Raw genomic sequence first — 24,290 nt, forward strand, 5'->3', positions numbered from 1 at the left:
CGTAAACTAGTCACGATTGATTCATCTTGGAGGATACAATGAAGAAGATCGTTTTAGTTTTCGCCCTTTTGTTGTCAGTGACTGCGGGCGCTCAAGAAAAATCTGCAGACGAAATCGCTGCGATGAAAGAGGACGATAGCAAATCTGCACCAAGCAGTGGACCTGGCTCGCACTCCGGGCACTTCGTGTTAGGTGCTTATCTTAATACCTTGAGCGACATGAAGTTCAAGGACGCAAAATCAACAACAGGATCGACAACAACTGCGGCAGAGTACGATTTAAAATCATCTGCAAGTTTGGGCATTGATGCTCATTTCCTTTTCTGGGGAGAGCAGGCGTGGGGCTTTTCCGTTGGTGGATTTTTCGATCTGGGTCGTAAAGTTAAAAGCGAAAGCGTTGCAATTTTCGGAACAACTAAAGATGAATATCTTGGAATCATCGGTTTCGAGGGGAATGCCATTTACCGCTTTAAGCAGCTTTATATTCCGTTCGGTCTGAATTCTTCACTTCCGGTTATCGGCTTGGAAGACAGCGAGATCACAGATCTTCAACCTGGCGTCGGGGTTCAGGCGGGTGTGGGTTACATGATTTCTGCAGGCAACGCCTTGGAAGCAAAAGTTCGCACGACTGCATTTGGTTATACGCAAACAGTTAACAACGTAAAACTTGAAACAGGTCGTGGCACAGGTGTCGGCTTGGTTCTTGGTTGGAAATACGTTTTCTAAATTTTCGCGAGCATAGATTTAACGAGTTCAACCGGAAGGCCCACGACGTTATCGAATGGGCCTTCGTATTTTTCGACAAACTTCCCACCCAAGCCTTGAATTCCATAGGCTCCGGCTTTGTCCATCGGTTCTCCCGATTCAATATAGGTCCAGATTTCTTGATCCGTCAGATTCTTGAAAAAAACTTTTGTCGTTTCAATCTGAGACAGCTCTTTACCAGTCGCAGAGTCGATGATGCAGACTCCGGTCTGTACATCATGAGGTTTCCCGGACAAACGTCTTAACATTTGGAAGGCGTCGTCCTTGTCAGCGGGCTTTCCTTGTAGCTGACCGTCGAAAATCACCTCCGTGTCGGCGGAAATAAGAGTAAACTCCTGTAATTTACTGGACTTTAGGTGAGTAAACGCCGCTCTGGCTTTACGTCTGGCGATGTCTAAAATCTGCTCCGTTGCATTCAGGTTTTTGTCAGGAATTTCCGATACTTTTACTGATACCACGTCGAATGAAAAACCGGCTTGTTGAAGCAGTTGTTTACGGCGTGGAGACTCTGAAGCCAGGATCAATGTTTTCATGAGTCTGAATAGAACACGAAGAGGCCAAAATGGGAAGTGCAGAGTTAATGCTGATTTTGGGTCTGCTCCTAGCGGGAGTAGCGGTCTTCCTATTCGTAAATTCGATCTTTGCAAGCAACAACGATAAGCAACAATTATCCTGGGCTAACAATGACGAGCCCGTTAAATCCAAAAATCCAATTATCAACTTTTCTCGTCCGTTGGTGCATCAATTCACTTTGCAACATGCGCTTAGAATTCGCAGTGAATCTTATCGCAAAAAAGTGCGCAAGTTCATTATGACTTCGGGTCTGTCACAGGAATTGAACGAAGATGAATTTATCGGTTTGCAGCTCCTGTGGGGCGTGATGTTCCCGATCTTTTTGTTGATCATGAACTTCTCCCTGCAGTTGGAACTACCACTTGCAGGTTGTATCGGGGTGGGTTTGATAGGTTTTTATCTGCCACAAATCCACGCCAAAGGTGAGAAAAAGAAACGTGAGCTTTCGGTTCGGGGTGATTTGCCATTCTTTATCGATCTGTTGGCTTTGTCTGTGGAAGCGGGTTTGGACTTTTTCTCGGCGATCCAAAAAATCGTGGATAAGGCTCAAGGTACTAAGAGTGTCCTGGCTGATGAGTTCAACATTGTTCTGAAAGATATCAAAATCGGTTCTTCCAAATCCCAAGCCCTGAAAGAAATGGGCGAGCGCTTGGATATGAACGAGATTACCAGTTTCGTAGCGGTCCTGATTGATGCCGAAGCGACCGGGGCAAGTATTTCCCAGGTTTTGAAAGATCAATCTGTGCAAATGCGTTTGGAGCGTTTCGTGCGTGCGGAAAAAGCCGGTGCACAAGCGTCTCAGGCAATTTTGATTCCGTTGATGTTATTTATTTTACCAGCCGTGTTCATTATGGTTTTTGGGCCGGTAGCGATTTCATTTATGTATGGACCTAAATAATGATGAAGAAGCTTGAGAACTCGACAACTAAAACCACTTTGATCCCGAATCTCGAGGTCGCAGATGATATGCGCACTCGTGGCGTGGGTCTTTTGGGTCGCAGTTCACTGGCGGAAGATCAGGCTTTGTGGATTCTAAGATGCAATAGCATCCATACGTTTTTCATGAAGTTCGCAATTGATTGTGTATTTGTAGATAAGAATTTGAAAGTGAAAGCTGTCTATAAAGATGTGAAACCCTGGAGGCTCTTGCTTCCGGTATGGGGTGCCAGATCTGTATTTGAGATGGCTTCAGGTGTAAGCAGCAAGTTGAACATCAGAGTGGGAGATCAGCTGAATGTGGGCGCTTAGAATCTTGTCCGGCCCTCAAGCCGGCGGCATTTTAGAGCTAAAAATGGGGAGAAACCTAGTCGGTCGCTCTCCGCATTGTGATATTAAAATCACAAGCCCGGGCGTGTCCAAAGAACACAGCGAGATCGTAGTTTACAGTGATAAAATTGTCGTAACTGATTTGAAGTCCAGCAACGGAACATATTTAAACGGTGTGCGCATGCAGACTGGGTTGATGCGTTTGGGTGATAAGCTGGGCATTCATGATGTCCTGGTGGATATTATTCCAGCTCCAGAAAAAAGAGCGCAAGCTCCAGTGATGCAGCAACCGGGTTACGGTATTCCGCAAGGAATGCCAATGCCACAAGGAATGCCGCAGCCGATGGGCATGCCTCAGCCCATGGGTGCTGGTCCTGTGGGTCCTGCTCCAGAAGCAGCGCCGGCTTACAGTCCCGGTGGTTTGAAAGCAGTTTGGGAAAGATTCCTGGAATATTTAGATCGCGTGGCTTTGCCTGGCGTTTATAAAATTCCAACATATCTGGAATTCCGCATGGTTCTTTTGGGCTTTGTGGTGCTGTTTATTTTTGTCACGACGTTGCTCGCGATGATTCCAATGGTGCAAATCACTCGTGCCAGTATCATCACGGAAAGTAAACGTCGTGCAGCGTCGATTGCCAGAACTTTGGCGACGATCAATCAATCTGCTCTTTTGCAGAACAGTTATTCTTCTTTGACAACAAATCAGGCGGAAGCTGAAGACGGTGTTAAGCAAGTTCTGATTGTGCAACAGTCAGATGGTATGATCCTCGCTCCAGCCACTCGTGCGGGAACAACCCCAGATTTGCCATTCGTACACCAGGCCCGTCGTGAAATGCGCCCGGAATCCGTCGAAGTCGACTCGACCACGATCGGTGCAAGTTTCCCTATCGGTCTATTTGATCCAAATACCGGAGAACAATCGGTAAAAGCTCACGCGATTGTCCTTTATGATATTGGCAGCATGGCTTTTGATGATGGTCGCGCGATCAGTTTGTTCATGCAGACGCTGGTGATTGCAACATTGGTGGGTTTAATCTTGTACTTCTTTATGTACAAACTGGTTGAGTATCCTCTGGTGACATTGAATCAACAGCTCGATACCGCTATGAGAGAGAAAACAGATAATACCAGCGTGGACTTTATGTTCCCGCCACTTCAAGCATTGATTGGAAATATCAATAGTCTGCTTACACGCTATATTCACGGTGAAGGTGCAGGTGCTGAAGGTGGAATGGGTAGTTTCGTCAATAAAGATGGCGAAGCTGAAAATCTGGTTCAATTGATCGGATTCCCTTCGATTGCGATTTCTAAAGACGGTCGCATTATGGCGGGAAGCTCTTCATTCGGACAAGTGGCCCGCACGGAGGTTGCGCAACTGATCGGACAGCAATACCAAGCGATTCCGGATGTGGCTCTTCAGCAAAATATAGATAGCCTTATGCAAAAGACCCGCGAAAATGCCCGCGTGATTCATACGGATCAGCTGGAGTTCAACGGTCACCCATGTGTTTTAAGTTGTCAGGGAATGTCTTCACAGCCAAATGATATCGATTACTTTGTAATTACGATCTCTCCGGCTGAGGGAGGATCCTAATGGGAGCAGCTCCTAAGGTGAAAGATGCATTGAAGTTTGATATTGAAGTGGTGAAGGGTCCGCACACGGGGCTTCGTCTTTCATTTGCAAATGGCACTGCCACTGTGGGGCGTGGTCCAGAGAATGATATCGTTTTGGCGAATGATCCACGTATCAGCCGTCAGCACGCTGAAATCCGTCAGCGTGGAAATGAATTCCTGATCGTCAATTTAAGTCAGAAAAACTTCGTCATGCTCAATGGCGAAAGTATTCAGTCCGAGATTTTACATAAAGGCTCGGTGATTCAAATTGGTGATTCTGAAATTCGCTTTACACCAGAAACAGTTGCTGCAGAGCCCGTCATGCCGGTTATGCCAGCAGCTCCGCCAGTGCCAACTCCGTCAGCGTCGGTATTAAAACCGGTTGCACCGACAGGTTTGCCACAAATGCCAGCGGCGGGAATGCCAAGCATGCCACCAGGTGGTGTAAGACCGCAAATGCCGATGGGTCATCCGCAGGGAGTGGGTTATCAGCAGCAAGCGCCTCGTCCAGCAGCACGCCCTGCCAGCAATGGCGGTCTGCTGTCGAATCCGAAGGCGCGTTTTTACGGCATCATCGTGATTTTGGGTTTGATCGGTTGGTATCTGATGACGCCAACTAAGAAAGGCAAAGATCAAAATGCCTTCCGTACGTCTGCGATCAGTATGCAAGATGTAGCAGAGGCGGAAAAGCGCACTCAGGAATTGATGAATATTAAAAAGGAAAAGTACGACTCCGTTCAATACAAGCGAGCGCAGGAAAACTTTATCCGTGGTTTCCGTGACTTCCAACAGGGCCAATACGCACGTGCGCGTGAGGCGTTCCAAGTGGTATTGAATCTGGATCCAGAAAATGAACTGGCAAAACGTTATTACCATCTTTCGAAAATCAAATTCGATGAGTTGGTGAAATTCAATTTGATCCAGGGCAGTCGTTATCGTGAAAAGAAAAACTGGCGTATGTGCCAGTCGAATTATTCTAATGTGATTACAATGTTGCAGAACCGCAGAGATGATCCAAGTTATAAAGAAGCGAAGCAGTTTTACGAGGAATGTACTTTAAATCTGGAAGGAGGACGACTCTAATATGGCACATCTTATAGTTCGTCTTCGTGGAAAGACAATATATAACATGCCTCTGGAAGAGGGCCGTTCGTATGTGGCAGGCCGTAAAGAGGACTGTGACATCGTTCTGCAACCTGAAAAAGGCATTTCCCGTGAGCACTTTAAAATAGTCTCTGAAAATGGTCAGTGGACTTTGCAAGTGATTTCTCGTTACGGCGAAGTGATGGTGAATGGTGAGCCGACTCAGCAAGTGACTTTGGACCATGGCTTTACTTTTACCATTGCACCTTATGAGTTTGATTTCCTGATGTCTTCAGCAATGGCGCAACCAGCTCCTGCGATGGAATCCCCATCGCATCCTGAGGGCAGTTACTTGCCTGCAGTTCAAAGTGGAACTTCAGGTGGCGAGGAAAAAACCATTGTCGGGGCGGCTCCGACAGCGGCCTATATTAAAATTGTTGATTCCAATAGTGACGCGAAAGAATTGATCCGTTTGGATGAGGGCGATTCCTGGATTGCAGGACGAGATCCTTCTTGTCATATACAGATTCGTGACCAACGTGTCAGCCGTCGCCAATTTGAACTTCGTCGCAATGGCAATCAATACCAAATTATTGATTTGGGCAGTGTGAATGGAACTTTGGTTAACGGGAACCCGATTTCATCCACAGATTTGACGAATATCCGCAGTGGCGATGCCATTACGGTTTTGGATAATTATTTATTCTTTGAATTGCACGATGCTCACTTCCAAAGTCGTTTGGATATGGTGAAGGTGGCTCCGCCAAATCCTTTGGTGCAGATGTCGCATAATCCAGTGCCTGCAGAGTATGATCAGCAATACGGCATCGCTCCTTATCAACAGCAAGGTGGCGTGCCGATGCAGTATCAGGGTTACGGTCAAATGCCGGGCCCTGTGGCGCCAGCTCCTGAAGTAAAGCCTAAATTCGACTTCCAAAAGCATCGTCCAAAATTGATGATCGGTGCAGTGGCGTTGTTAGTTGTCGTGTATCTGGTTAAAGGTGGCGATAAAGATACAGCTCCAGTGGGTGCACCGGGCACAGTGGCAGCTCCGGGTTCTCCTCAGGAAGTATTTAATAAATTGAAGCCTGAACAGCAGTCTTTGATCCGTCAACGTTATAAAGATGCCAAAAATCTTTATATGCAAGGTAAGTATCAATTGGCTCAGGATGAAATCGTTAAGATTCACGAATTGGTTCCTGATTACGAAGACACGAAAGAGATTCAACGCTTGGCTAAAGAGGCGATTTATTTAGAGCAGGAAAAAATTCGTATTCAGCAGATCGAAGCTGCCAAAGCTGAGGCTGAGCAAAAAATTTTGGCTCAAACAGCTATCTGCCAAAAAAAGCTCAATCCAAATATCACGATGGATGAGATGGAGAATTGCTTAACATCTGTTTTGCAATTCAATCCGGATCATCCGAAAATCCTGGATTTGAAATCCCAAGTGGAAGCTTTGACGACTGCTCGTGAAGTGAAGAAAGCAGCCAATGCGGAATATGCGGCAAGGGTTGCGCGTCTAAAAGCGATCTATGACAAGGCTCAAGCCCTCCATAAAGTGGGCAAAAAGCCTTTGGACATCATTGATGCTTATTCGAAGGTGACAAGCTCATCACTCCCAGATCCGAATGGTTATAAGGGGATGGCGGGAAGAAGTATCGCTTCCGTTCGTAATCAGATGAACCAAAAGATCAAAGGCAGTTTGGAAAAAGCTGACAAGTTCTACCAAAATGGAAATCTTAAAGATGCCATCGGTGCCTTAAGAGAAGCGAAAGCTATTGATCCAGAAAATCCAGAGGTCCCACCAAGAATCGAAAAGATGGTGTTGGAACTTCGTAAGCAAATGATGGCTCTTTATCAAGAAGGTATTCTTGAAGAAAGCTTTGGTAACGTCGATGGTGGCGAGTCCAAAGCTGGTGCCAAAGAGAAATGGAAGAAAATCCTGGAGCTCGATATTTCTGACGGCGAGTACTATAAGAAAGCCTATATCAAGCTTAAGAAATACGGAGCTATGTAAAATGAAACTTCAGGAACGCTCTTATAGCAGCAAGATCATGCGCCCTAAACCACAGATCCATGTGGAAGAGGACGGGTCATTGATCGTTGTCGTGACGGCTTGGGGGCAACCTGAGCACGGGGAGCGAGCATTAACTGAAGTAGTGAAATACGTCAGTGCCGCCAAAGCAGACGTCGAAGTGACGTCGCCATTTGAATTCCTGACTTGTATCAGTGATGAAGCGAACTATGTACGCACAGCATTGATGATAGCAAATGATGCCCTTTACAGAGGGGAAAATCGCAAAGAATATGCTTCTGGTGTGGAAGTTCTGGCATTATTCAGAAGAGGCTCGCAGGTGGCATGGGCTCAAGTCGGAGCTCCCAGCATTTTCGTACAAAGACTGAATCAACGTGTGCAGCCTTTAAGTATAGCGAGTGATCTGGCCTCTGAACTTCGTGATGGGGACAGTCTGCCGCCGCTTCCAGCTCAGCTTTTGGGATTGGATCCAACGGTGAATATCCAGACGGGACACACTCACGTAAAAGAGGGCGACAAGTTAATCCTGCTGGCAGGAACATCTGTAGCGACCGCGTTGTGGGGTCTGCAATCCAATGAAACTGATTTGAATCTTATTACTCAGTCGATGGTTCAAGAAGAGCCTGAATTGCCATTCTGGCTGGGACTGATTGCCGTTTAACTATTCTTCCTGATCAATTGTAGCCAGGGATTTATAAACCTGTGCGCGAATTTTTGCATATTCCGGAAGGTGCAAGGCTAATTCTGCGCGCGATGGTGCATAGTTATTTTCTCTTGCCGTATCCCAGATCATTCCTAAAGCGATATTGCTGCGCTGGATTTCCTGATCCAGCATATAGTTCTTAAAGGAGCGTTCGAATTTTTTGCGCTGGGTTTCTTTGGAAAGTCCGCGAATATCCGAACGAAGCCAATCCACCAACTCGATAAAAAGATTGTCATTACAGTCTTTCAAATGCGAGCTGTCGATTTCTTTGATTGATAGGAGCTCTACGCAGGAATCGGTGTTTTTCAGATTTTTTGCATTGAGATTTTTGTCAGCGACGTACTGCCACAGAGTCACATTGTTTTTCTTGCCCAAAGTGCGCAAAGTTTCCCAGTCTTTTTGGTTCAATGCGACCTGGGCTGTCCAATTTAGAATGTTCAGGCTGTGGTAATTGTTACTGCTGCTCAGACGTTTTAAATCGCGAAGCAACAAAGGCTCTTGATCCGCGCGGGTCCAACGATCATAAGGAATGCTTAATCTTGCCATCCACTCTTCATTTGGAGGAGTGAATGAAGGGAATTGATTTTTCTTAAGCAATGCCTGGATGCGATTTGTGGTAGGCAACAAACTTTGTTGCAAAAGCGGCAAAGGATTTAACTCCATGCGGTCCACAAGTGTGTTGAATAGCTTCGGATTCGCATCGTTGATGTACAAAACATGGTGAGAAATCGCAGCCGTACGTAAAGGACCCGCATTTCTCCACAAAGACCAACCTGATTCCAAAACAAAAGGCCGATCTTCTGCCCAGTCCGCCACAGGGGATTTCAAAACACCCGCCAAAGAGTGAGCCGGGAAATCACTGTTGTCATTTTCCACGACGCTTTCCCCAAGAATTTCAAAAAGCGTTTTGCCCAGGTCTGCCAGATTTACGTTTTGGTCGACTTTCCAGTAAATCGGCTGATCTGTTTTCTTTTTTTGCGCAGGCTTGATGAAAAGCGCCACTTGAGTGTTTTCAGAATGTAAATTCAAAGTCGAAAGATCGCGGTGGTCGCCGTTTTCATGACCGCTTAACCCCACCAAAATCACTGTGGTGTTATCCCAGCGACGAGCCGTTTTCATCTGCATAAATAACTCGTGAAGGCTTTCGTCGAACTCATCGATTTGCGATTCAAAACTTAAGTTTCGAGTTTCACCCAGTTCTGTTGTGGTAATGGTATTGGTGAATTGCAAATCGGGTGCATAAAGAACACTGAAGAATGGGCCGTTGCCTACATCATGGCGAAGCCACTGCATGAAGCTATTTGCATTCTTTTTAAAGGGACGAAATAGATTCGAGAATCCCGGAACCAGGGAGTCATCAAATAGTTCGAAACCCTGATTTAATCCCGAACGGCGAAAGATGGGTGGGCCGCCCGTGAAAAAACTGGTGCGATATTCCTGATGAACGGCAATTTCTGATGCGAGTTCAAACTCGGGGGCCAAACCCGGCGCGCCATTGTGTCGCACATTATGTTCATAAGGATAAAGACCCGTCATAATAGAACTCAACGCGGGTGCGCTCAAAGTTGAAGTCGTAAACGCGTGAGTAAAACGAACTGACTCGTTGCAAAGCAATTGAAAACCAGACTTAGTGCCGGAGATGGTGTCAGGAGAACAAGAGATATCCGACACTGCAAGATTGTCTGCAGCGATAATAAGAATTGAACTCTTGTCACTTGATTGGCAACCAATCTGGACCAGGCTCAATACGCATAGTGCGAAGGCTAAAATGATTCTCTGCATATCTTGACCATGTGTCATGGATCTAGAGATAATGGATCAATAATTTTTGCTAGTCAAAGTTTTGAAAGGACAGCTCGATGCTTGCAGAGAAAATTTTTGGTGTTGCTCATTTGGCCGATCAGGTTGTGTTGTGGTTATTGCTTGTTCTCAGCATTTTAAGTATCGGCATGATTCTTGAGAGATTTTTTGCTTTAAGAAAAGTTTCTAATGAATCTCAACGTGTTAGAGCGAAAATCAAGCTAGCATTACAAAGCAACAGTGTTGAAGACATTGAAGATCTTGCGAAAGATCCAGATTCTTTGGAGGGTCGCGCAGCTGGTCAAGCAATGAAATACTTGCGTACTTCTGGCAGCAAAGGTTTGGAAGAAATCTTTAACACGATTGCTCTTTCTGAACGCCCTGATTTGGAAAGATATTTGAACTTCTTGGCAACATTGGGATCGAATGCACCTTATATCGGTTTGTTCGGTACAGTTTTGGGTATTATGAAAGCCTTCAATGACTTAGCGACTGCTGCAGAGGCAGGTCAGCAAACGGTGATGGCCGGGATTTCAATGGCCCTTGTTGCAACAGCAGCCGGCCTTTTCGTAGCGATTCCAGCAGTTATTGCTTACAACTACTACAGCAAACAAGTGCGCGGTATCTTCAACTCTTTGGAGAGTGTGAAGGAATTGTGCCTTGCTTACGCTAAGAAAAAAGGTATCTAAACCATGGCAATGAAGAATGGTGAAAACAACGATGCCATATCGGACATTAACGTTGTCCCTTTGGTCGATATCATCCTGGTGGTTCTGATCATCTTCATGGTGACGGCTCCAATGTTCATCAAGCCTTCGATTAACGTTAATTTGCCAAAAGCCGCTAGCGGTGATCAAACGGCCCCAAGCAAATTGAACATCTCGTTAACAGCGGATGGTCGTATTAATCTGAACGGAACATTCGTAAATGAAGAAGCGGTCCGCGCGAAAGCGACTGAGGAAGTGACTAAAAACACGGAAGTTCAGGCGATCATTTCCGCCGATAAAGACGTTCCACATGGTAAGGTGGTCGGGTTGCTCGACATCGTGAAGTCAGCCGGAGTCAAAAAATTCGCGATCAGTATCGATAAAAAATAATTCTCAAATGGAGGCCTTCTGCAAAGAAGGCCTTTTTTCTTTTCGGCCACTACTGTCGCTTTGCGGGACTTATTTTACTATTTCAAAAAAATATTGTTATCCCTTGGTGGAGTTTTTCAGAGGGAATTCGCAGAAAATTTGCTTCGTTTTTAAACTTCCATAACTCAAAAGCAAATTACCCGTACGCCGCTCGTTACGGCCGGACCATAGAGTGGGTTCTCGAGGGGGAATCTCAAATTGATACGGCTAAAGTCCTGCTCCGGAACGCCGATCAAACAATCATGTTCAAAAGAGCTGCATCAGAAATTCAATTTATCGCAATCACGTTCATCCTTGTTGTACTTTTGGGTGCTCGTACGTTTGCCAGTTTGACTGAAGCAGATAGCGTTATGTCGGAAGAAACAACGATGGCCTCAGTCGTTGATTCCAATACCCGTACTCCTGCATCTTTACCACCGACAGCGGTTGCGCCTAAAAAAATCGAGTCATCTTTGCATCAGTCTGCTGATGTGGACTTGAATTGCGCTAAGAAAAACGGCCAGCTTGAAGTTCACGCGGGCTATGTACAGCTCAAAGGTAAAAGCTGCACCAGCGGTGTGCGCATGGGTGAAATCCAAATTGTGAATAAAAGCAACGGTTACACTGCATCTGTGTTCGACCGGGGTTCTGACAAATATCAAACGGACCTGATCCAGCTTCAACCAGGCGAAAACGAAATCTCCATTCGTTATGAAAGCTCTGGACGTCAAGTTGAAGAAATCATCCGTGTGAGCTCCACCAAAATTTAAAACTCATTTATTTTTTCTGTTTTCTTTCGCACAATAAAAGAACCACATCTAAAGAGGATCTTTTATGCGCGTTCTGTTGTTGGCCTTCGTCATCTGTCTGGTTCAATGCACCTCCGTAAAAAACAAAGACGCTGATTATGCGCAAAGATCTGCCGCATCTGCAAAAATGGTTTTAGATAAAAGCGGTTACTTGTACGATCCAACCGATCGCTCCTGTGATGGCTATCCTCGTCTGATGGTAGAAACTATGCCGGGTACTTGCCTGGGTATGGTTTTACCACGCGATCGCGCTTTGGATCCGGCGACGAACAAAGGTTTTGTAAAGCCGCGTACTATTTTGCAACTTCCAGGCACTGAGCAGTTTTTGGTTGTCGACATGGGCGGTTGGGCTCCAAAAAATGGCCGACTGTTTTTGTTGAAGCCAGGTGCGGGTGGTAATTACGGACTGACATTGATCAAAGCCGGCTTGGACAATCCTCATGGCTTAAGAATGGGACCAGATGGTTTCATTTATATTGGCGAGAAAAATCAGATTTCCAAATTCCATTTCGTGAATGGCAAACTCGCTGACTGGAGACTTGTGTTCGGTAATATGCCTCGCAAAGAGGGCTATATGCATCCTCTTTCCCAGTTCACTTTCGATCCAAGAAATGGCGACATGTATATCAACTCGGGATCACCGAGTGATCACTGCATCGTACAAGGGACTGGCGAATACAAATACTGTCCAGAAGATCAAGCGCAAGGGAATGGTGCGATCTATCGTATTCCTGCGCATCTGTTACAGAAACTTCCTCCTAATGGAGTCGAGATTTTTGAATATGCGGCAGCTGGTTTAAGAAACTCCATGGCGATGGTTGTTTCAAATGCAGGATTTTTAGTTCAAGGTGAAAACAGCCGCGACTTTCCGGAGCTTGAAGAACCTTATGAAGAAATGAATGTCATTGATTTGGATAAAGGCCGAGTGGCGCATTACGGTTGGCCGTACTGTTATGACTTCCATGCGACGTCACCGGAATGGGAATTTCCCGAAAATAAAAAACTTCCGATTCATAAACAATTCAGAAAGCCGGTTAACTGTGCGCAAGCCAGTGCCCAGGGGCCGGGCGAGTATCAACCTCCGTATATCTTAATGCCTCCACATGTGGCGCCTCTGCACATGGATTATTATCACGGCAATATGTTCCGTGACTCTTTGGGTGGAAAGTTATTAGTGACATGGCACGGTTATCAACCGAGTGGTCAGCGTCTGGTGGCTTACAATGTGGATGAAAAAGGTTTGCCCGTACTGGATGCATCCATAGCGAAAGCGTCGTATCAGTTCAATCAGCCGGGTGGTTGTCCCGTCCCAAAACCATTCCAGCCACGTGGCGGAATGGATCGTCATGCATCCTATACAGAAGTGATTTCGAAATGGAACGAAGTGAAAGGTCAACGGCCAAAAGGTGCGCCGGTCGCATTCACCGAAGCAAGCGATGGTTCCATCTGGATTGTCGAAGACCGTGAAAATCGCACAATCGTCCGTCTGGCTCGCACTCAGACGGCAAATTTCCGTGAGGCTTGTGATCGTTCTGTTATTACGTTCGACCCGCAGGTGCAAATGCTGGCTTGGAGATCTGCGGTTAAAGAGGATTCCAAATTGCTTGAGGGATATAAGGGTATTCAAAGTCAGCTGATTCAAAATTATTGCACGGGTTGCCACGGCAATCTGGAGGCAGATGATATCGCCAAAGATCGCTTCAGCAATCTTGATTTCCTGGTGAAAAATGGCTGGATCGCGCCACAGGATTTGGAGCGTAGTAAAGCTTATGGTGCCATTGCGCACCTTGAGGGTTACACACCCATGCCTCCTGCTGATAAGCCCCAATTTTTCGGAACTGCCGAAGGGGACAGGTTAAATAAACTGGTTTCTCAATGGGTGAATGCTTTACCGAAAGACATTGATTCCAGTTATGCCAAATACACAGCAAAAGATAAGCGGAACATTCGTCTTCAGCCGTCGACTTCAGCAAAAGCTTGCGGTCAGTTAAATCCTGGAGATATCGTGTTCATCGATCCAAGAGCCAGCAGAGTGATTTCACAAGATGGCTACAAGTGGAATCGAGTGTATTTGGTTACTGCGCACAGTCGCCTCTTCAAGGATGCATGCCCTGCTCCCGAAGATGGCGTTTATTATATCGCGCAATAAGCGCGTGCTTTATCTAGTGCAATAGGCGCGTGCATTTTCTAGCGCAGTAAGAAAGTATTTCGATGATCAAGGCCCTTAAGCAACCGCAGTTACAACGTCTTTGGATAGGGCAGGCATTTTCATCCATCGGTGATGAAATTTATCGAGTGGGTTTAACTTGGTTCGCCGTGAATCTGATGGGCTCCAATACGGGATACCTGGCTGCGGGGCAAACGGCTTCGTTGATGCTATTAAGTTTCATCGGCGGTAAGTGGGCGGATCGTTGGAATCCTCAGCAGACGATGTATCGTGTGGATTTAATCCGCATGGTGATTGTGCTGATTCCAGTGATGGTTTCATTTTTCACCGATGTCCCATTGTCGCTTTTGATCGTGATGGCGTTGATTCTTTCTGCACTGAGTGCATTTTTTGATCCCGCCACCCAAGCAACGATTCCTATGCTCGCAAAAGATCTTGAGACTTTGCAGTCCACGAATGGTTTGATGGGCACGACGATTCGTGGCGCACGCATGGTGGGGCCCGCGGTTGTGGGATTGCTTGCCGCCGTTGTACCGATGATTCATTTCTTTACTATCGATGCGCTGACCTTTTTTATTTCGGCTCTTTCCGTGCGTTCGCTAAAAAAATACTTACCTGAACATGTGCCTCCACCCAAGGCCCGCACTGGTTTTGCGGAAGCTGTCATGAGCGGTTTTCGTTTAATTCAAGGCCAGTCGGGCATGATGTATGTTTTTATTTCACGGGCGTTGACTGCCGGTGCATGGAATTTATCGATCATCGTGGGCTTTGCTTTGTTGGTGCATCAGGTATCGGGCGGGGATGCTCGAATGTTCGGTTTCGTGATGGCTTCTTATGGTGTCGGAAATCTTACGGGTGCTTTGTATTTTGGAAATCGTTCCCGCGCAGGTCATCGATTGTTATTTTTGATGTATGGCGGTTACGTCTTGTGGGGGTTGGGAATTGCTGCGGTTGGCTTTGCTCCCACAGTGGCGTGGATTGCCGTTGCCTCCATTTTCACGGGATTTATGGGGCCCTTAAACGACCTCGCTTTCATTGATTTGATGCAAAGAAAATTTCCTGTCTCCGATCTCACCAAAGTGTTTCGCCTGCGCATGGCTTTGGAGTCATTGGGTACATTGATTTGTACTTTAGCGTCACCGTGGTTGATCCAAATGACTTCCATTCGCGCGGTGATGGTTGGGTGTGGACTTCTTTGGATAATCTGTGGGGGAGTGGGCCTCTTATTAAAACCTCTTCCCGCTTCGTCATCCACAAGTTCCTAAATCCTGAATTTTGACACAGAAAAACACCTGCGTGATTTATATAAGTCGAAGCAAATCATAAGGTTGATGCGAGCCGCTAGAGTAGTATCATTTAAATTGATCTTGCTCCGTCGAGCCTTTAAGTTGAGCTCGAATGATTACAGAAGGATTCTTTAACTTGGTAGATCTTAAGAAGCGCTCGGACATCCATTATGCTCGAAAAATTTGGCATATGTCGGCTGTGTTCGCCATGTTCTTGGCCTACGTGTATCTACCCAAAGAAGTTTCACTTTCGCTATTGGTTATCGGTTGGCTTTTATTCGTTCCTTTTGATTTCTTGCGCCACCGTTACGCAGTCTTAAACGATTTCGCAGTTCACGCCTTCAAGCCTATCATGCGCCAAAGCGAAGTTAAAAAGCTCGCGGGAACTACCTTCTTGTTGTCAGGTGTTCTGATTGTTTACGTTATTTTCCCGCGTCCAATCGTGGCTCTAACGTTGTTGTTCTTGGCCTTCGCGGATCCTATCGCCAGCTATTTTGGAATTCTTTACGGTAAGGACAAAATTTTCGGTCATAAATCCATCCAAGGTTTTATGGCTGCGTTCTTTGTTTGCGCCGCTCTGACTTTATCTTTCTTGTTATATCACAACTATCTAACGGATCGCGTGATCGTGGTGAGCTTGCTTGCCGGTCTTGTGGGCGCGTTTGCAGAGTTGATTCCAATCGGAAAATTGGATGACAACCTGACGTTGCCGTTGATGAGTGCCGTTGGACTGTCTATCCTCTTTTATTTCTTTGGATTTTTCGCTTAAGTCGGCTAAAACCGATACATGGCAAACGAACATACAGCAAATTCGCATTTAGATACTGAAGAAGCACGCGCTCAACGCATGCACATGTACATTTATATCCTTCCAAATCTGATGACCACTGGAAATCTTTTCTCTGGTTTCTTCGCAGTTATTCAATCCATCAAAGGAAATTTTGAATGGGCAGCATACGCAATCGTCGTCGCAGCTGTATTCGATCAATTAGATGGTCGTTTGGCACGGTTGACTCGTTCAACAAGTAAGTTCGGCGCGGAATACGATTCACTTTGTGACCTTGTCAGCTTCGGTATGGCACCGGGTGTGTTGTTGTTCTTGTGGGCATTGCAACCATTCGGTCGTTTGGGCTGGGTTGCCTGTTTCCTTTTCGTGGCATGCGGAGCTTTGCGCTTGGCTCGTTTTAACGTGCAAGCAAACGTGGTCGAGAAAAACTATTTCCAAGGTCTTCCAATTCCGATGGCTGCGGGTATCGTGGCATCTTCTGTCTTGGCGATCAAAGACTTGGGCTTGGAACCATCCGGCAACTACGGCTTGTTGGTGATGGCGATCTTGCTGGCCTTGGTGATGGTTTCAAACTTCCGTTTCCGCAGCTTTAAAGATTTGGATTTGAAAGAACGTTTGCCATTCCGCTATTTGATTTTGGGAGTGGGCGTTCTGGTTATCGTCGCACTTCGCCCTGAGGTGATGTTGTTCGTACTGTTCATGGGTTACGCCGCTCTTGGTGCCGTTTTCGGTGTCTTCAGATTGGGTAAAAACATCCGTAAGATCAGACCATCAGTTTATGCACCGGCAGCGGTTCATGAAAGTGACTTAGTCGAAGAGCTTGAGGAAGAGGAAGAGATCAAGAAAGATGAAAAGAAAACTTAAAGTAGGCGTCGTTGGCGCGACCGGAATGGTCGGCCAGACGTTCATGACACTTCTTGCAGAGCGCGAGTTCCCTATTGCGGAACTCCGTCCTTTCGCTTCTGAAAATTCCCTTGGAAAAAAAATCGAGTTGCAAGGTCAGCAGTGGCCTTGTCAGATTTTAAAAGAAGGCTGTTTCGAAGGTCTTGATCTTGTTTTCTTTTCTTCTGGCGATGATATCTCTGCCGAGTGGGCACCGAAAGCTGTTAAAGCGGGGGCCTTTGCCGTAGATAACTCTGCTGCTTTCCGTATGGATCCAAACACAGTCTTGATCGTGCCTGAAGTGAACGGTCATCTGTTGAACAAGGATTCAAAACCGCAAGTGATCGCAAATCCAAACTGCTCCACTATTCAATTGGTGGTGGCATTGAAACCTTTGTCAGAAAAATTCGGCTTGGATGAGGTGCGTGTCAGCACTTATCAAGCGGTGAGTGGCGCAGGCCAAGGTGGCTATGATGAGCTGATGGAGCAAACCTCCAAAGCGACTCAAGCTCAGCACGAACCTAAAACTTTCCCTCACACAATCCTGTTCAATTGCATCCCGCAAATTGGTTCCTTTAATGATGACGGTTTCTGCAGTGAAGAAGTCAAAATCATGAAAGAGACGCGCAAGATTTTGGGACTGCCCCAATTGAAAGTATCTGCATTCACAGTTCGTATCCCTGCATTGAATGCCCACAGTGAATCTGTTTGGGTGACATTGAAAAAAGATACGACACGCGAAGCGATTACGGATGCCCTGGCATCTCATGAAGGTATCGTGGTTCAAGACGACCCTAAAAGAAGCGTTTACCCGCTCGCAAGAGAAGTTTCTGGTAAAGACCCTGTCTATGTCGGCCGTATCCACCGAGATCCAGAAGATTCCAAGCTATGGATGATGTGGGTGGTATCTGACAATATCCGTAAGGGTGCTGCTCTAAACGGTATTCAAATCGCCGAGCAAATATTCTTTTAAAGGTAGCCTTGCGCCTTAAGTTCGCTACCAACCTCAGAGGGTGGTATGACGAAGGTCTGGATGGGTCCCCCATGGTCCGGTTGCTTTGACTAACGGCTCGTCCAGTGGTTCGATAGAGATATGCGTCTGTTGAAGCTTTCCGCTTTATTTGCTACGTCCTTTTTCTTGTCGTCGGTTGCGATGGCTGCAGCATTTACGTCAGTCACCATTGGCGGGGCTTCGTACTATGATCTTACAACAACTCCGACCAAGCCGGTTATCTATGGGGGCTTTGCGGGTTCATGTACGGGTGATGGCAATTCAACTTGCGATAGCTGTACGGGATCTGGACTTACTCCTTGTAACAAGAATGCCACGTATCCAACTTTGATTCTAACGATCACCTTAACTGCGGATACAACTCTTCCAACGAATGGAACTGTCACAGTTAAGATCGACGACACCTCCGTGCAGTTGAATTCGACACCTTATATTTCAGGAAGTTCGCTGACTGTTAAGATGTTGTGGTCGCAGATTTGTTCCAAAGTTCAAGGCGGTACAACGGATTGTTCGAATGCTGTGAATTCGGATCTGGTTGTTTCGATTTCGGGTACTGGCACCACAACGACTTCGATCTCTGCAACGATGCAGGTGATTACTTCAGCCGCTACGACAGCGACTTACGCTGATTGTCCGGAGGGCACGCCAGCAACTGCGAATACTGGTTTCTGCCATTTCACGGCATTCCCTGGTGACTCTAAGATTTATACAGATCCCATCGTGTCTGATGGCTATCCAACCAGCACCTCAGGAATTGACTTCAGAGATTTGATTTTCTTTTATGAAGAACAAATTCCTGCAGATGGAAATGACCCTGCAACGACAGTCGGAAGAATCACGAACGCTTCGCCAACTTCCGTTATACCAGTATCATCAACCGTGTTTCCGCCAGATGTGGATGATCGTTTAACGGGTCTTACAAATGGAAAAACATATTGTGCCGTTATGGCAAACCGTGACTTGGCTGGAAATATTTATTACTTCACTCCAGCAACCGTAGATCCGACAACGTTGTGTGCGACACCTGAACCGGTTGTAGGACTACTTGATGATAAACACTGCTTCATCGCAACCGCGGCTTTCGGCAGTGACATGGCTCCTGAAGTTCAAAGCTTCCGCGAGTTCAGGAACAAATACTTGATCCCATATGCTTGGGGTCAAAATTTCGTTAAAACGTACTATAAATACAGTCCAAAATACGCAGCAATGATCTCGCAAAATGAAACCGCTAAAATCGCCGTGCGCGGTGTTTTGTGGCCGTTGTTATTCTTTGCTCGCTTAAGTGTCGCTTTGGGATTCTGGTTCGCACTTGCAATCACAGTTTTCGGTTGCTTGACGATTTGGGGCTTGTACCGTCGCTTGATCTTGGGAGAAAACGTTCGGGGTGAACTATGAAATCGTTATGGTTGGTCTTAGTTGCCTTGCTTGCTGTTTCGATTTTTCACACCGCAAATGCCCAAACGAAAACGAAAGAATCAGCTCCTAAAGAGCCACCATTCGTTGAAGAAAGCGAATTCGATGCTCCACCAGCCGCTTCAGTGGATCCTTTGCAATCTGAAACGGACGATGCTGCAAGTATCGAAAACGAAATTCTGCAAAGTGGTGGCGAGCCGGTGGCAACTCCGCCGCCTGCTTCCAACACTGTTGATTTAAACAAAGATGTTCCTGAAGCCGGTTCTTCACTTCCAGATGATTTGATCCTTGAAGACGAAGCTCCAGCGATCGCAGCACCTAATAATGAAATTCCATCCAGCGATGCTCCGATCGAAGAACCAGTCCGCGTAAAACCTGCCCCTGTCGTTTACAGCAACGAAGTGGTTCGCAAATCTCCATCGGGTGGCGTTGAGTACATTCATCATCCCCAAGCAGCTGTCGGTTTGATTCGTATCGAAAAAGACGGCACCTACGTTTATAAAACAAAAGACAAAGGTGAAGTTAAGTCGACTGGTTCCTTCCGTTTCGGCGCGATGGATGCACCGATCATCAAAGCCGCTGACGGCGTGACAACATTTGAAACCATGTATTCTGGCCCTTCGGTTCCTGTTTTGACTTTCGAATACGAATGGCAGCCTTTGAAAATCTCCCAGAATTTGAAAGTCCAAGCTGGTTTCAATTTGATGATGGCAAACGGTAATGGTCGCTTCGCTGAATCTGCTCCCGGCGGCGGAACTCCTCAGGCTGGTGATAAAGCCCGCGAGGAATATACTTTTCTAGCAATTCCGTTGAACTTGGGTCTTGCCTATCGTTTCCAATATATGGACCGTCAAGTCTTTGCTCCTTATATCGCGGGCGGCGCATCTTATATTCCCGTAGTTGAATATCGTGATGACGGTAAAAATACTAACATGGTTGGAACTCCTGCAGGCTTTGGCGGCGGTGGATTGCTCATCAATGTCGGAGCGATGGACCGCGAAACTGCATTTACTCTGAGATCTGAGTACGGTGTGACAAATCTTTGGGTCACGTTAGATTATCGATATTTGAAATCTGTTAGTGAAGATGTCGACTTCTCATCAAACGTAATTACCGCCGGCGTATCAGTAGACTACTAACCGTCGGCCGGTGAAAAACGGCCAACTGCTTCGTTGCTCCTCGTCGGCGTACTAGGAGTACGCCTTCCTCGTCGCGCCTTGCATTTGACCGTTTTTGACCAGCCTCATTGGCGTCCGGAGTGTGGGCTCCTTGCTTTCGCAAGTCGCGGATCGGGGGCGGGAGAGCTCCTTGCCTTCGCAAGTCGCGGATCGGGAGCGGGGAGGGCTCCTTGCTTCGCAAGTCGCAGTTTGATGACAATTTTGCAATTTCTGCCTCCGCTGCGGAGGTGCGGCCGTCCGCACTTTTTTCAGCCTGTTTAATTAGCTTCGAATTTTTGGGATCTTTTGTTCGTTGTAGTCCGTTATTCGAATCTACAACGAGGCTTTTTATTTTTTGTTTTCGAAATGCATTAGGTAGGTGCCCAATTGGACTATTTCGTTGCAGTCTTTTTGGTTTTGCGACCAGGCTATGATTTCGTCTTGGAATTGGCGGATTTTTTCTTGGAGTTCTCCGAGTTTTTCTTTTGGGATGGGGATGTTTAGTAACCCCAGCTCCTGATTTTTGTAACCCAGCTTTTCGATGTTTTGCGACCATACTTTGAGCGTTTGTGCGTGGTATTCTTGCATGACATCGTGATTGAAGATATCGATGCCCGTATCTAGCACCGGATCACACTGTTCGTATTTGCCGGAATTGTTTTTCAAATAACCTGCATTCAACAAAAACTTTAGTGAGCGCTCGGCTTCATCGGGATTTATGATTCCGCTCATTCTTTTTGAAATGTATTCTCCGCTTGGTTCGAAATCATTCAGCAAAGTCATTTCTCTGACTAGCAGATGATACCATTTACTTAAAATATCTCTGGCATCTTCTTGTACGAATTGGGCCAACAATTTCTTTAGGCAGGCGTGAATGTTTTTTTGGGCTTTTACGCGATCCTCATCATTCTCGGCATTTTGCAGGCGAATCAAAGCTTCAAAGTAATTTACTTCCTTCGCATTCAGCTTCAACGCTTCCGCCAAACGACGACCTGTGGTCTCGGTCAGATTGCGCTTTTCCTGAATCACCAATTGTAAATAGTTCGGACTTTTTAAACCCACCAAACTTGCAAACTGCCGATACGAAAATCCCGAGCGCAAAGATTTTTTATAATCAAAAAAATCACGCAAGAAAGCGCGGTAACAAGTGTACCGCGCTATTTCTGGATATTTATTTGCTGGTTTTGCCTGAACAGCTACTTCCATGAACACTCACTGGTGATTTTCAATGTTGCAAGAACCTTGTCCATCGCACGATTCGTATCGGGAGAGTCGGTGCCTTTCATGACGAATCCTTTGCCGTGGCCCCAGGTAACGATGTATGCAACTACGCCAGAAGTGCGCTGTTTCAATGTCAGATCGCATTGGGCTTTTTTTACTTCTTGCCACTGGCTTTTTTCAAAACGGTCAGTAAGTTGTTTTTTTGAAAGAGCGGTAGCGTTTGTAAACTCATCTGCAAATTCAGAGATCTCAAAGTATTGAGTGCCCGTTGAAAATGATTTTGTCTGGCGAATCGGTCCAATGGGACCCGAGCATCGAACCATTTGTTCTGAAGACTGAGTGGTCACGAACAGACTTTCAATAGACGCTTCAAATCCTGATCTTAAGCTTCTGACCTTGCCGCCACCTACTCTGGAGACGGCATGACTGGTTGTGCTCGCCAATAGGATAGCTAAAAGTATTGGGCGTTTCATGCTCATAGCTACAGCCCAATGAATTCTACAGAAGCATTAATTTTTTCTGGTGGAGGAGTTGTGCAGCCGCTGCTGTCACAAATGGATTCTTCCTTTGGTCCGAGAGTGGTCATCAGACTATTACTATTTAAATCCTTCGATTGAATCATGGTGGAGAAATGGGTTGTAATTTTTTGAGTCTTTTTATCGGTTAGAAGGAAGCCGGTGCTAAAGGTAAGAACATCGTAATTTTCTTCGTCAGTGTAATCGCGGTTAACGAAGGCCGTGGCCGTAATAAGAGCTGTGACTTTTTTTCCGTTGTAAGTGGAGTCGCAGGAAATACTAAAATTTTCCCAGTTTGTCGGTTCCGTAGGTTGACGCCAGTCCCAAACATCGATTTGCTGTTGGTTGTCGCAGACTTTTTCAGCGGTATACTCGTACATATCCCCCACTTTTTTAAGTTCCGTTCGAAACACTGAAACTTTAATTAGTGCGCGACGATAAACGGGTTTAGTGGGCTTCGCAAAAGATACGCAAGCAATCAGCAACGTCATAAGACCAATAAATAATTTCATAAAGACCTCGCGGTTAAATTTAAACTATAAATCAAAAATTTGGTGGCGCCTGAAGATGAGGCTAACTCACCCAACCGGGGAGTCAATCGAAGCAGAATACATTATGAAGACATCCTGTCTTCACTCGACCGTCACAAACCCCTGAAAAATCTGCCGCGCGATGCACGCGTGACAGCAAATAGATGCTTGGCTCCCTTTTGTGTGTTAAATCCCTGCGCATGGAAAAGACCAAAGTTAAATTCACAGTCTCTTACGACGGCACAGGTTACTGTGGCTGGCAGAAACAGAAGCCCGAAGATCAGGTTTCTGTGGCACAGGTGATTGAGAAAGCTTTGTCGCGTATCTTTAACGAACCGATTCATCTGTTCGCTTCGGGGCGCACAGATGCCGGGGTTCATGCCCTGAATCAGGTCTGCCACTTCACGACGTCCCGTAAATTGGATCCCGCTAAGAAATGGGATCTTTGCTGGGCCCTTAATTCTCAGCTACCTCCAGGAATCGTAGTAAAAAAGGCATGGATTGCGCCCGATGATTTCCACGCGACTCTTTCCGCAACTCATAAGACATATAGATATCTGATGCTGAATACTCCTCGCCCGAGCGCCCATATGAATCGCCATGCCGGGTGGGAGCGTCTGCCTATCGATATCGAGCATTTGCAAGCCAGTTCTAAGTTTCTCTTGGGAAATCAGGACTTTAAGAGCTTTCAATCGGTCGGAACCCCGGTCAAAGACACCATCCGCGAGATCTATCAGGCGGACTGGGAGTGGCGTAAACCGGGGCTTTTGCAGTTCACGGTGACCGGTAGTGGTTTCCTGAAACAGATGGTTCGCAATATCGTAGGCACCTCTTTGCTTTTAGAAAAGCAGGGGCTAAGTACTGAGAATATGAAGGGAATTATCGAGGCTAAGGATCGCGCTAAGGCCGGTCCCCCAGCTCCCGCTCAGGGCCTGTACCTCATGCGAGTTTATTATCCTAAGGACCTTGACAATAGGTGCCTAGAACTTTAAAACATCCCTTCCCGCAAACATAGTGTAAGAGCCCGTTGTTAAACTCAAACATCATATTTGCCGAATGCCTGGACGGTAAACCCAAGTATTCAAAAAGAAAACTGGAGACTCTCAAATGAAAACTTTCAATGCAAAAGCAGAAGAAGTTGAAAGAAAATGGTGGATCGTTGATGCCGCTGACCAAAAAGTTGGTCGTGTTGCAACTCGTATCGCTACTATTCTTCGTGGTAAAAACAAAGCTATCTACACTCCGAACGTAGACACTGGTGACTTCGTTATCGTGATCAATACGGACAAGATGGAACTTTCTGGAACTAAATGGGATGACAAAACGTACTACCGTCACAGCCGTTTCTTTGGTTCAATGAAAGAAATGACAGCAGCTCAAGCGAAAGTGAAAGATTCAACTTTCATCATTCACGAAGCTGTTCGCGGTATGCTTCCAACAAACAAGCTATCTCGTCATGTCATCATGAAAATGAAAACTTACACTGGCGCAGAGCACCCTCATGCAGCTCAAAAACCAGAACTTCTAACACTTCCAACTAAGAAGTAATTGGAGAGGA

The 24,290-nt window shown here is 46.2% G+C and carries 24 protein-coding genes; 19 read left to right on the forward strand and 5 right to left on the reverse strand.

Annotated elements, in window-relative coordinates:
- Window positions 1-38: 38 nt before the first annotated feature.
- Window positions 39-725, forward strand: a complete 687-nt coding sequence (locus DOM22_RS02090; protein WP_142698797.1) for a hypothetical protein — start codon at window positions 39-41, stop codon at window positions 723-725.
- On the opposite strand, the gene DOM22_RS02095 is transcribed toward DOM22_RS02090, so the two are convergent.
- Window positions 722-1,297, reverse strand: a complete 576-nt coding sequence (locus DOM22_RS02095; protein WP_142698798.1) for a nucleoside triphosphate pyrophosphatase — start codon at window positions 1,295-1,297, stop codon at window positions 722-724. The two genes, DOM22_RS02090 and DOM22_RS02095, sit on opposite strands and share 4 nt — an antisense overlap.
- A gap of 29 nt (window positions 1,298-1,326) precedes the next feature.
- Between DOM22_RS02095 and DOM22_RS02100 the strand changes: the two genes are divergently transcribed.
- From DOM22_RS02100 to DOM22_RS02125, 6 genes are read left to right on the forward strand one after another with little or no spacing between them, the layout of a single operon-like run.
- Window positions 1,327-2,235, forward strand: a complete 909-nt coding sequence (locus DOM22_RS02100) for a type II secretion system F family protein (protein WP_246845808.1) — start codon at window positions 1,327-1,329, stop codon at window positions 2,233-2,235.
- Window positions 2,235-2,585 carry a DUF192 domain-containing protein gene (locus DOM22_RS02105; protein ID WP_246845809.1) on the forward strand — a complete coding sequence of 117 codons (351 nt, stop codon included), beginning with the start codon at window positions 2,235-2,237 and terminating at the stop codon, window positions 2,583-2,585. Before DOM22_RS02100 ends, DOM22_RS02105 begins: the two co-directional genes overlap by 1 nt.
- The gene (locus DOM22_RS02110) at window positions 2,572-4,197 is read left to right on the forward strand and encodes an FHA domain-containing protein (protein ID WP_142698799.1); all 1,626 of its coding nucleotides are present in this window, start codon (window positions 2,572-2,574) and stop codon (window positions 4,195-4,197) included. The genes DOM22_RS02105 and DOM22_RS02110 overlap by 14 nt, the downstream gene beginning before the upstream one ends.
- On the forward strand, window positions 4,197-5,300 hold the full coding sequence (locus DOM22_RS02115) for an FHA domain-containing protein (protein WP_142698800.1): 1,104 nt from the start codon (window positions 4,197-4,199) through the stop codon (window positions 5,298-5,300). Before DOM22_RS02110 ends, DOM22_RS02115 begins: the two co-directional genes overlap by 1 nt.
- Before the next feature lies 1 nt (window position 5,301).
- Entirely contained in the window at window positions 5,302-7,317 is a 2,016-nt protein-coding gene (locus tag DOM22_RS02120) for an FHA domain-containing protein (RefSeq protein WP_142698801.1), read from the forward strand.
- 1 nt (window position 7,318) lies between these two features.
- Window positions 7,319-7,996 (forward strand): hypothetical protein, encoded by a 678-nt coding sequence (locus tag DOM22_RS02125; protein WP_142698802.1) that lies wholly within the window; start codon window positions 7,319-7,321, stop codon window positions 7,994-7,996.
- Here DOM22_RS02125 and DOM22_RS02130 read toward each other — a convergent pair whose 3' ends face one another.
- Window positions 7,997-9,820 carry a sulfatase-like hydrolase/transferase gene (locus tag DOM22_RS02130; protein WP_142698803.1) on the reverse strand — a complete coding sequence of 608 codons (1,824 nt, stop codon included), beginning with the start codon at window positions 9,818-9,820 and terminating at the stop codon, window positions 7,997-7,999.
- A gap of 77 nt (window positions 9,821-9,897) precedes the next feature.
- On the opposite strand from DOM22_RS02130, the gene DOM22_RS02135 reads away from it, so the two are divergent.
- From DOM22_RS02135 to DOM22_RS02180, 10 genes are all read left to right on the forward strand, one after another.
- A complete protein-coding gene (locus DOM22_RS02135) occupies window positions 9,898-10,527 on the forward strand; it encodes a MotA/TolQ/ExbB proton channel family protein (protein ID WP_142698804.1) in 630 nt (209 codons plus the stop codon).
- Between the two features lie 3 nt (window positions 10,528-10,530).
- The gene (locus DOM22_RS02140; protein ID WP_142698805.1) at window positions 10,531-10,935 is read left to right on the forward strand and encodes a biopolymer transporter ExbD; all 405 of its coding nucleotides are present in this window, start codon (window positions 10,531-10,533) and stop codon (window positions 10,933-10,935) included.
- A 281-nt stretch (window positions 10,936-11,216) separates the two neighbouring features.
- Entirely contained in the window at window positions 11,217-11,723 is a 507-nt protein-coding gene (locus tag DOM22_RS02145) for a hypothetical protein (protein WP_142698806.1), read from the forward strand.
- Between the two features lie 64 nt (window positions 11,724-11,787).
- Window positions 11,788-13,911, forward strand: coding sequence for a sorbosone dehydrogenase family protein (locus tag DOM22_RS02150; protein WP_142698807.1), 2,124 nt, complete (start codon window positions 11,788-11,790; stop codon window positions 13,909-13,911).
- Between the two features lie 62 nt (window positions 13,912-13,973).
- On the forward strand, window positions 13,974-15,194 hold the full coding sequence (locus tag DOM22_RS02155; RefSeq protein WP_142698808.1) for an MFS transporter: 1,221 nt from the start codon (window positions 13,974-13,976) through the stop codon (window positions 15,192-15,194).
- A gap of 133 nt (window positions 15,195-15,327) precedes the next feature.
- Window positions 15,328-15,984, forward strand: a complete 657-nt coding sequence (locus DOM22_RS02160) for a diacylglycerol/polyprenol kinase family protein (protein WP_142698809.1) — start codon at window positions 15,328-15,330, stop codon at window positions 15,982-15,984.
- Between the two features lie 18 nt (window positions 15,985-16,002).
- Window positions 16,003-16,866, forward strand: a complete 864-nt coding sequence (gene pssA, locus DOM22_RS02165) for a CDP-diacylglycerol--serine O-phosphatidyltransferase (RefSeq protein WP_142698810.1) — start codon at window positions 16,003-16,005, stop codon at window positions 16,864-16,866.
- Window positions 16,850-17,857 (forward strand): aspartate-semialdehyde dehydrogenase, encoded by a 1,008-nt coding sequence (locus DOM22_RS02170; protein ID WP_142698811.1) that lies wholly within the window; start codon window positions 16,850-16,852, stop codon window positions 17,855-17,857. Before pssA ends, DOM22_RS02170 begins: the two co-directional genes overlap by 17 nt.
- 120 nt (window positions 17,858-17,977) lie before the next feature.
- Window positions 17,978-19,291, forward strand: a complete 1,314-nt coding sequence (locus DOM22_RS02175; protein ID WP_142698812.1) for a CFI-box-CTERM domain-containing protein — start codon at window positions 17,978-17,980, stop codon at window positions 19,289-19,291.
- The gene (locus tag DOM22_RS02180; RefSeq protein WP_142698813.1) at window positions 19,288-20,448 is read left to right on the forward strand and encodes a hypothetical protein; all 1,161 of its coding nucleotides are present in this window, start codon (window positions 19,288-19,290) and stop codon (window positions 20,446-20,448) included. The genes DOM22_RS02175 and DOM22_RS02180 overlap by 4 nt, the downstream gene beginning before the upstream one ends.
- 366 nt (window positions 20,449-20,814) lie before the next feature.
- Here DOM22_RS02180 and DOM22_RS02185 read toward each other — a convergent pair whose 3' ends face one another.
- Genes DOM22_RS02185 through DOM22_RS02195 form a run of 3 tightly spaced genes read right to left on the reverse strand, consistent with a single transcriptional unit; the run spans window position 20,815 to window position 22,714 of the window.
- Window positions 20,815-21,672, reverse strand: a complete 858-nt coding sequence (locus DOM22_RS02185) for a TIGR02147 family protein (protein WP_142698814.1) — start codon at window positions 21,670-21,672, stop codon at window positions 20,815-20,817.
- Window positions 21,663-22,160: a hypothetical protein gene (locus DOM22_RS02190; protein WP_142698815.1), complete on the reverse strand. Its 498-nt coding sequence runs from the start codon at window positions 22,158-22,160 to the stop codon at window positions 21,663-21,665. The genes DOM22_RS02185 and DOM22_RS02190 overlap by 10 nt, the downstream gene beginning before the upstream one ends.
- An 8-nt stretch (window positions 22,161-22,168) precedes the next feature.
- Window positions 22,169-22,714: a hypothetical protein gene (locus DOM22_RS02195; RefSeq protein ID WP_142698816.1), complete on the reverse strand. Its 546-nt coding sequence runs from the start codon at window positions 22,712-22,714 to the stop codon at window positions 22,169-22,171.
- A 182-nt stretch (window positions 22,715-22,896) separates the two neighbouring features.
- Between DOM22_RS02195 and truA the strand changes: the two genes are divergently transcribed.
- Window positions 22,897-23,724: a tRNA pseudouridine(38-40) synthase TruA gene (truA, locus tag DOM22_RS02200; protein WP_246845810.1), complete on the forward strand. Its 828-nt coding sequence runs from the start codon at window positions 22,897-22,899 to the stop codon at window positions 23,722-23,724.
- Between the two features lie 115 nt (window positions 23,725-23,839).
- Window positions 23,840-24,280 (forward strand): 50S ribosomal protein L13, encoded by a 441-nt coding sequence (rplM, locus tag DOM22_RS02205; RefSeq protein WP_142698818.1) that lies wholly within the window; start codon window positions 23,840-23,842, stop codon window positions 24,278-24,280.
- The last annotated feature ends 10 nt before the right edge of the window (window positions 24,281-24,290 follow it).

The organism is Bdellovibrio sp. ZAP7 (assembly GCF_006874645.1).
Classification (GTDB): domain Bacteria; phylum Bdellovibrionota; class Bdellovibrionia; order Bdellovibrionales; family Bdellovibrionaceae; genus Bdellovibrio.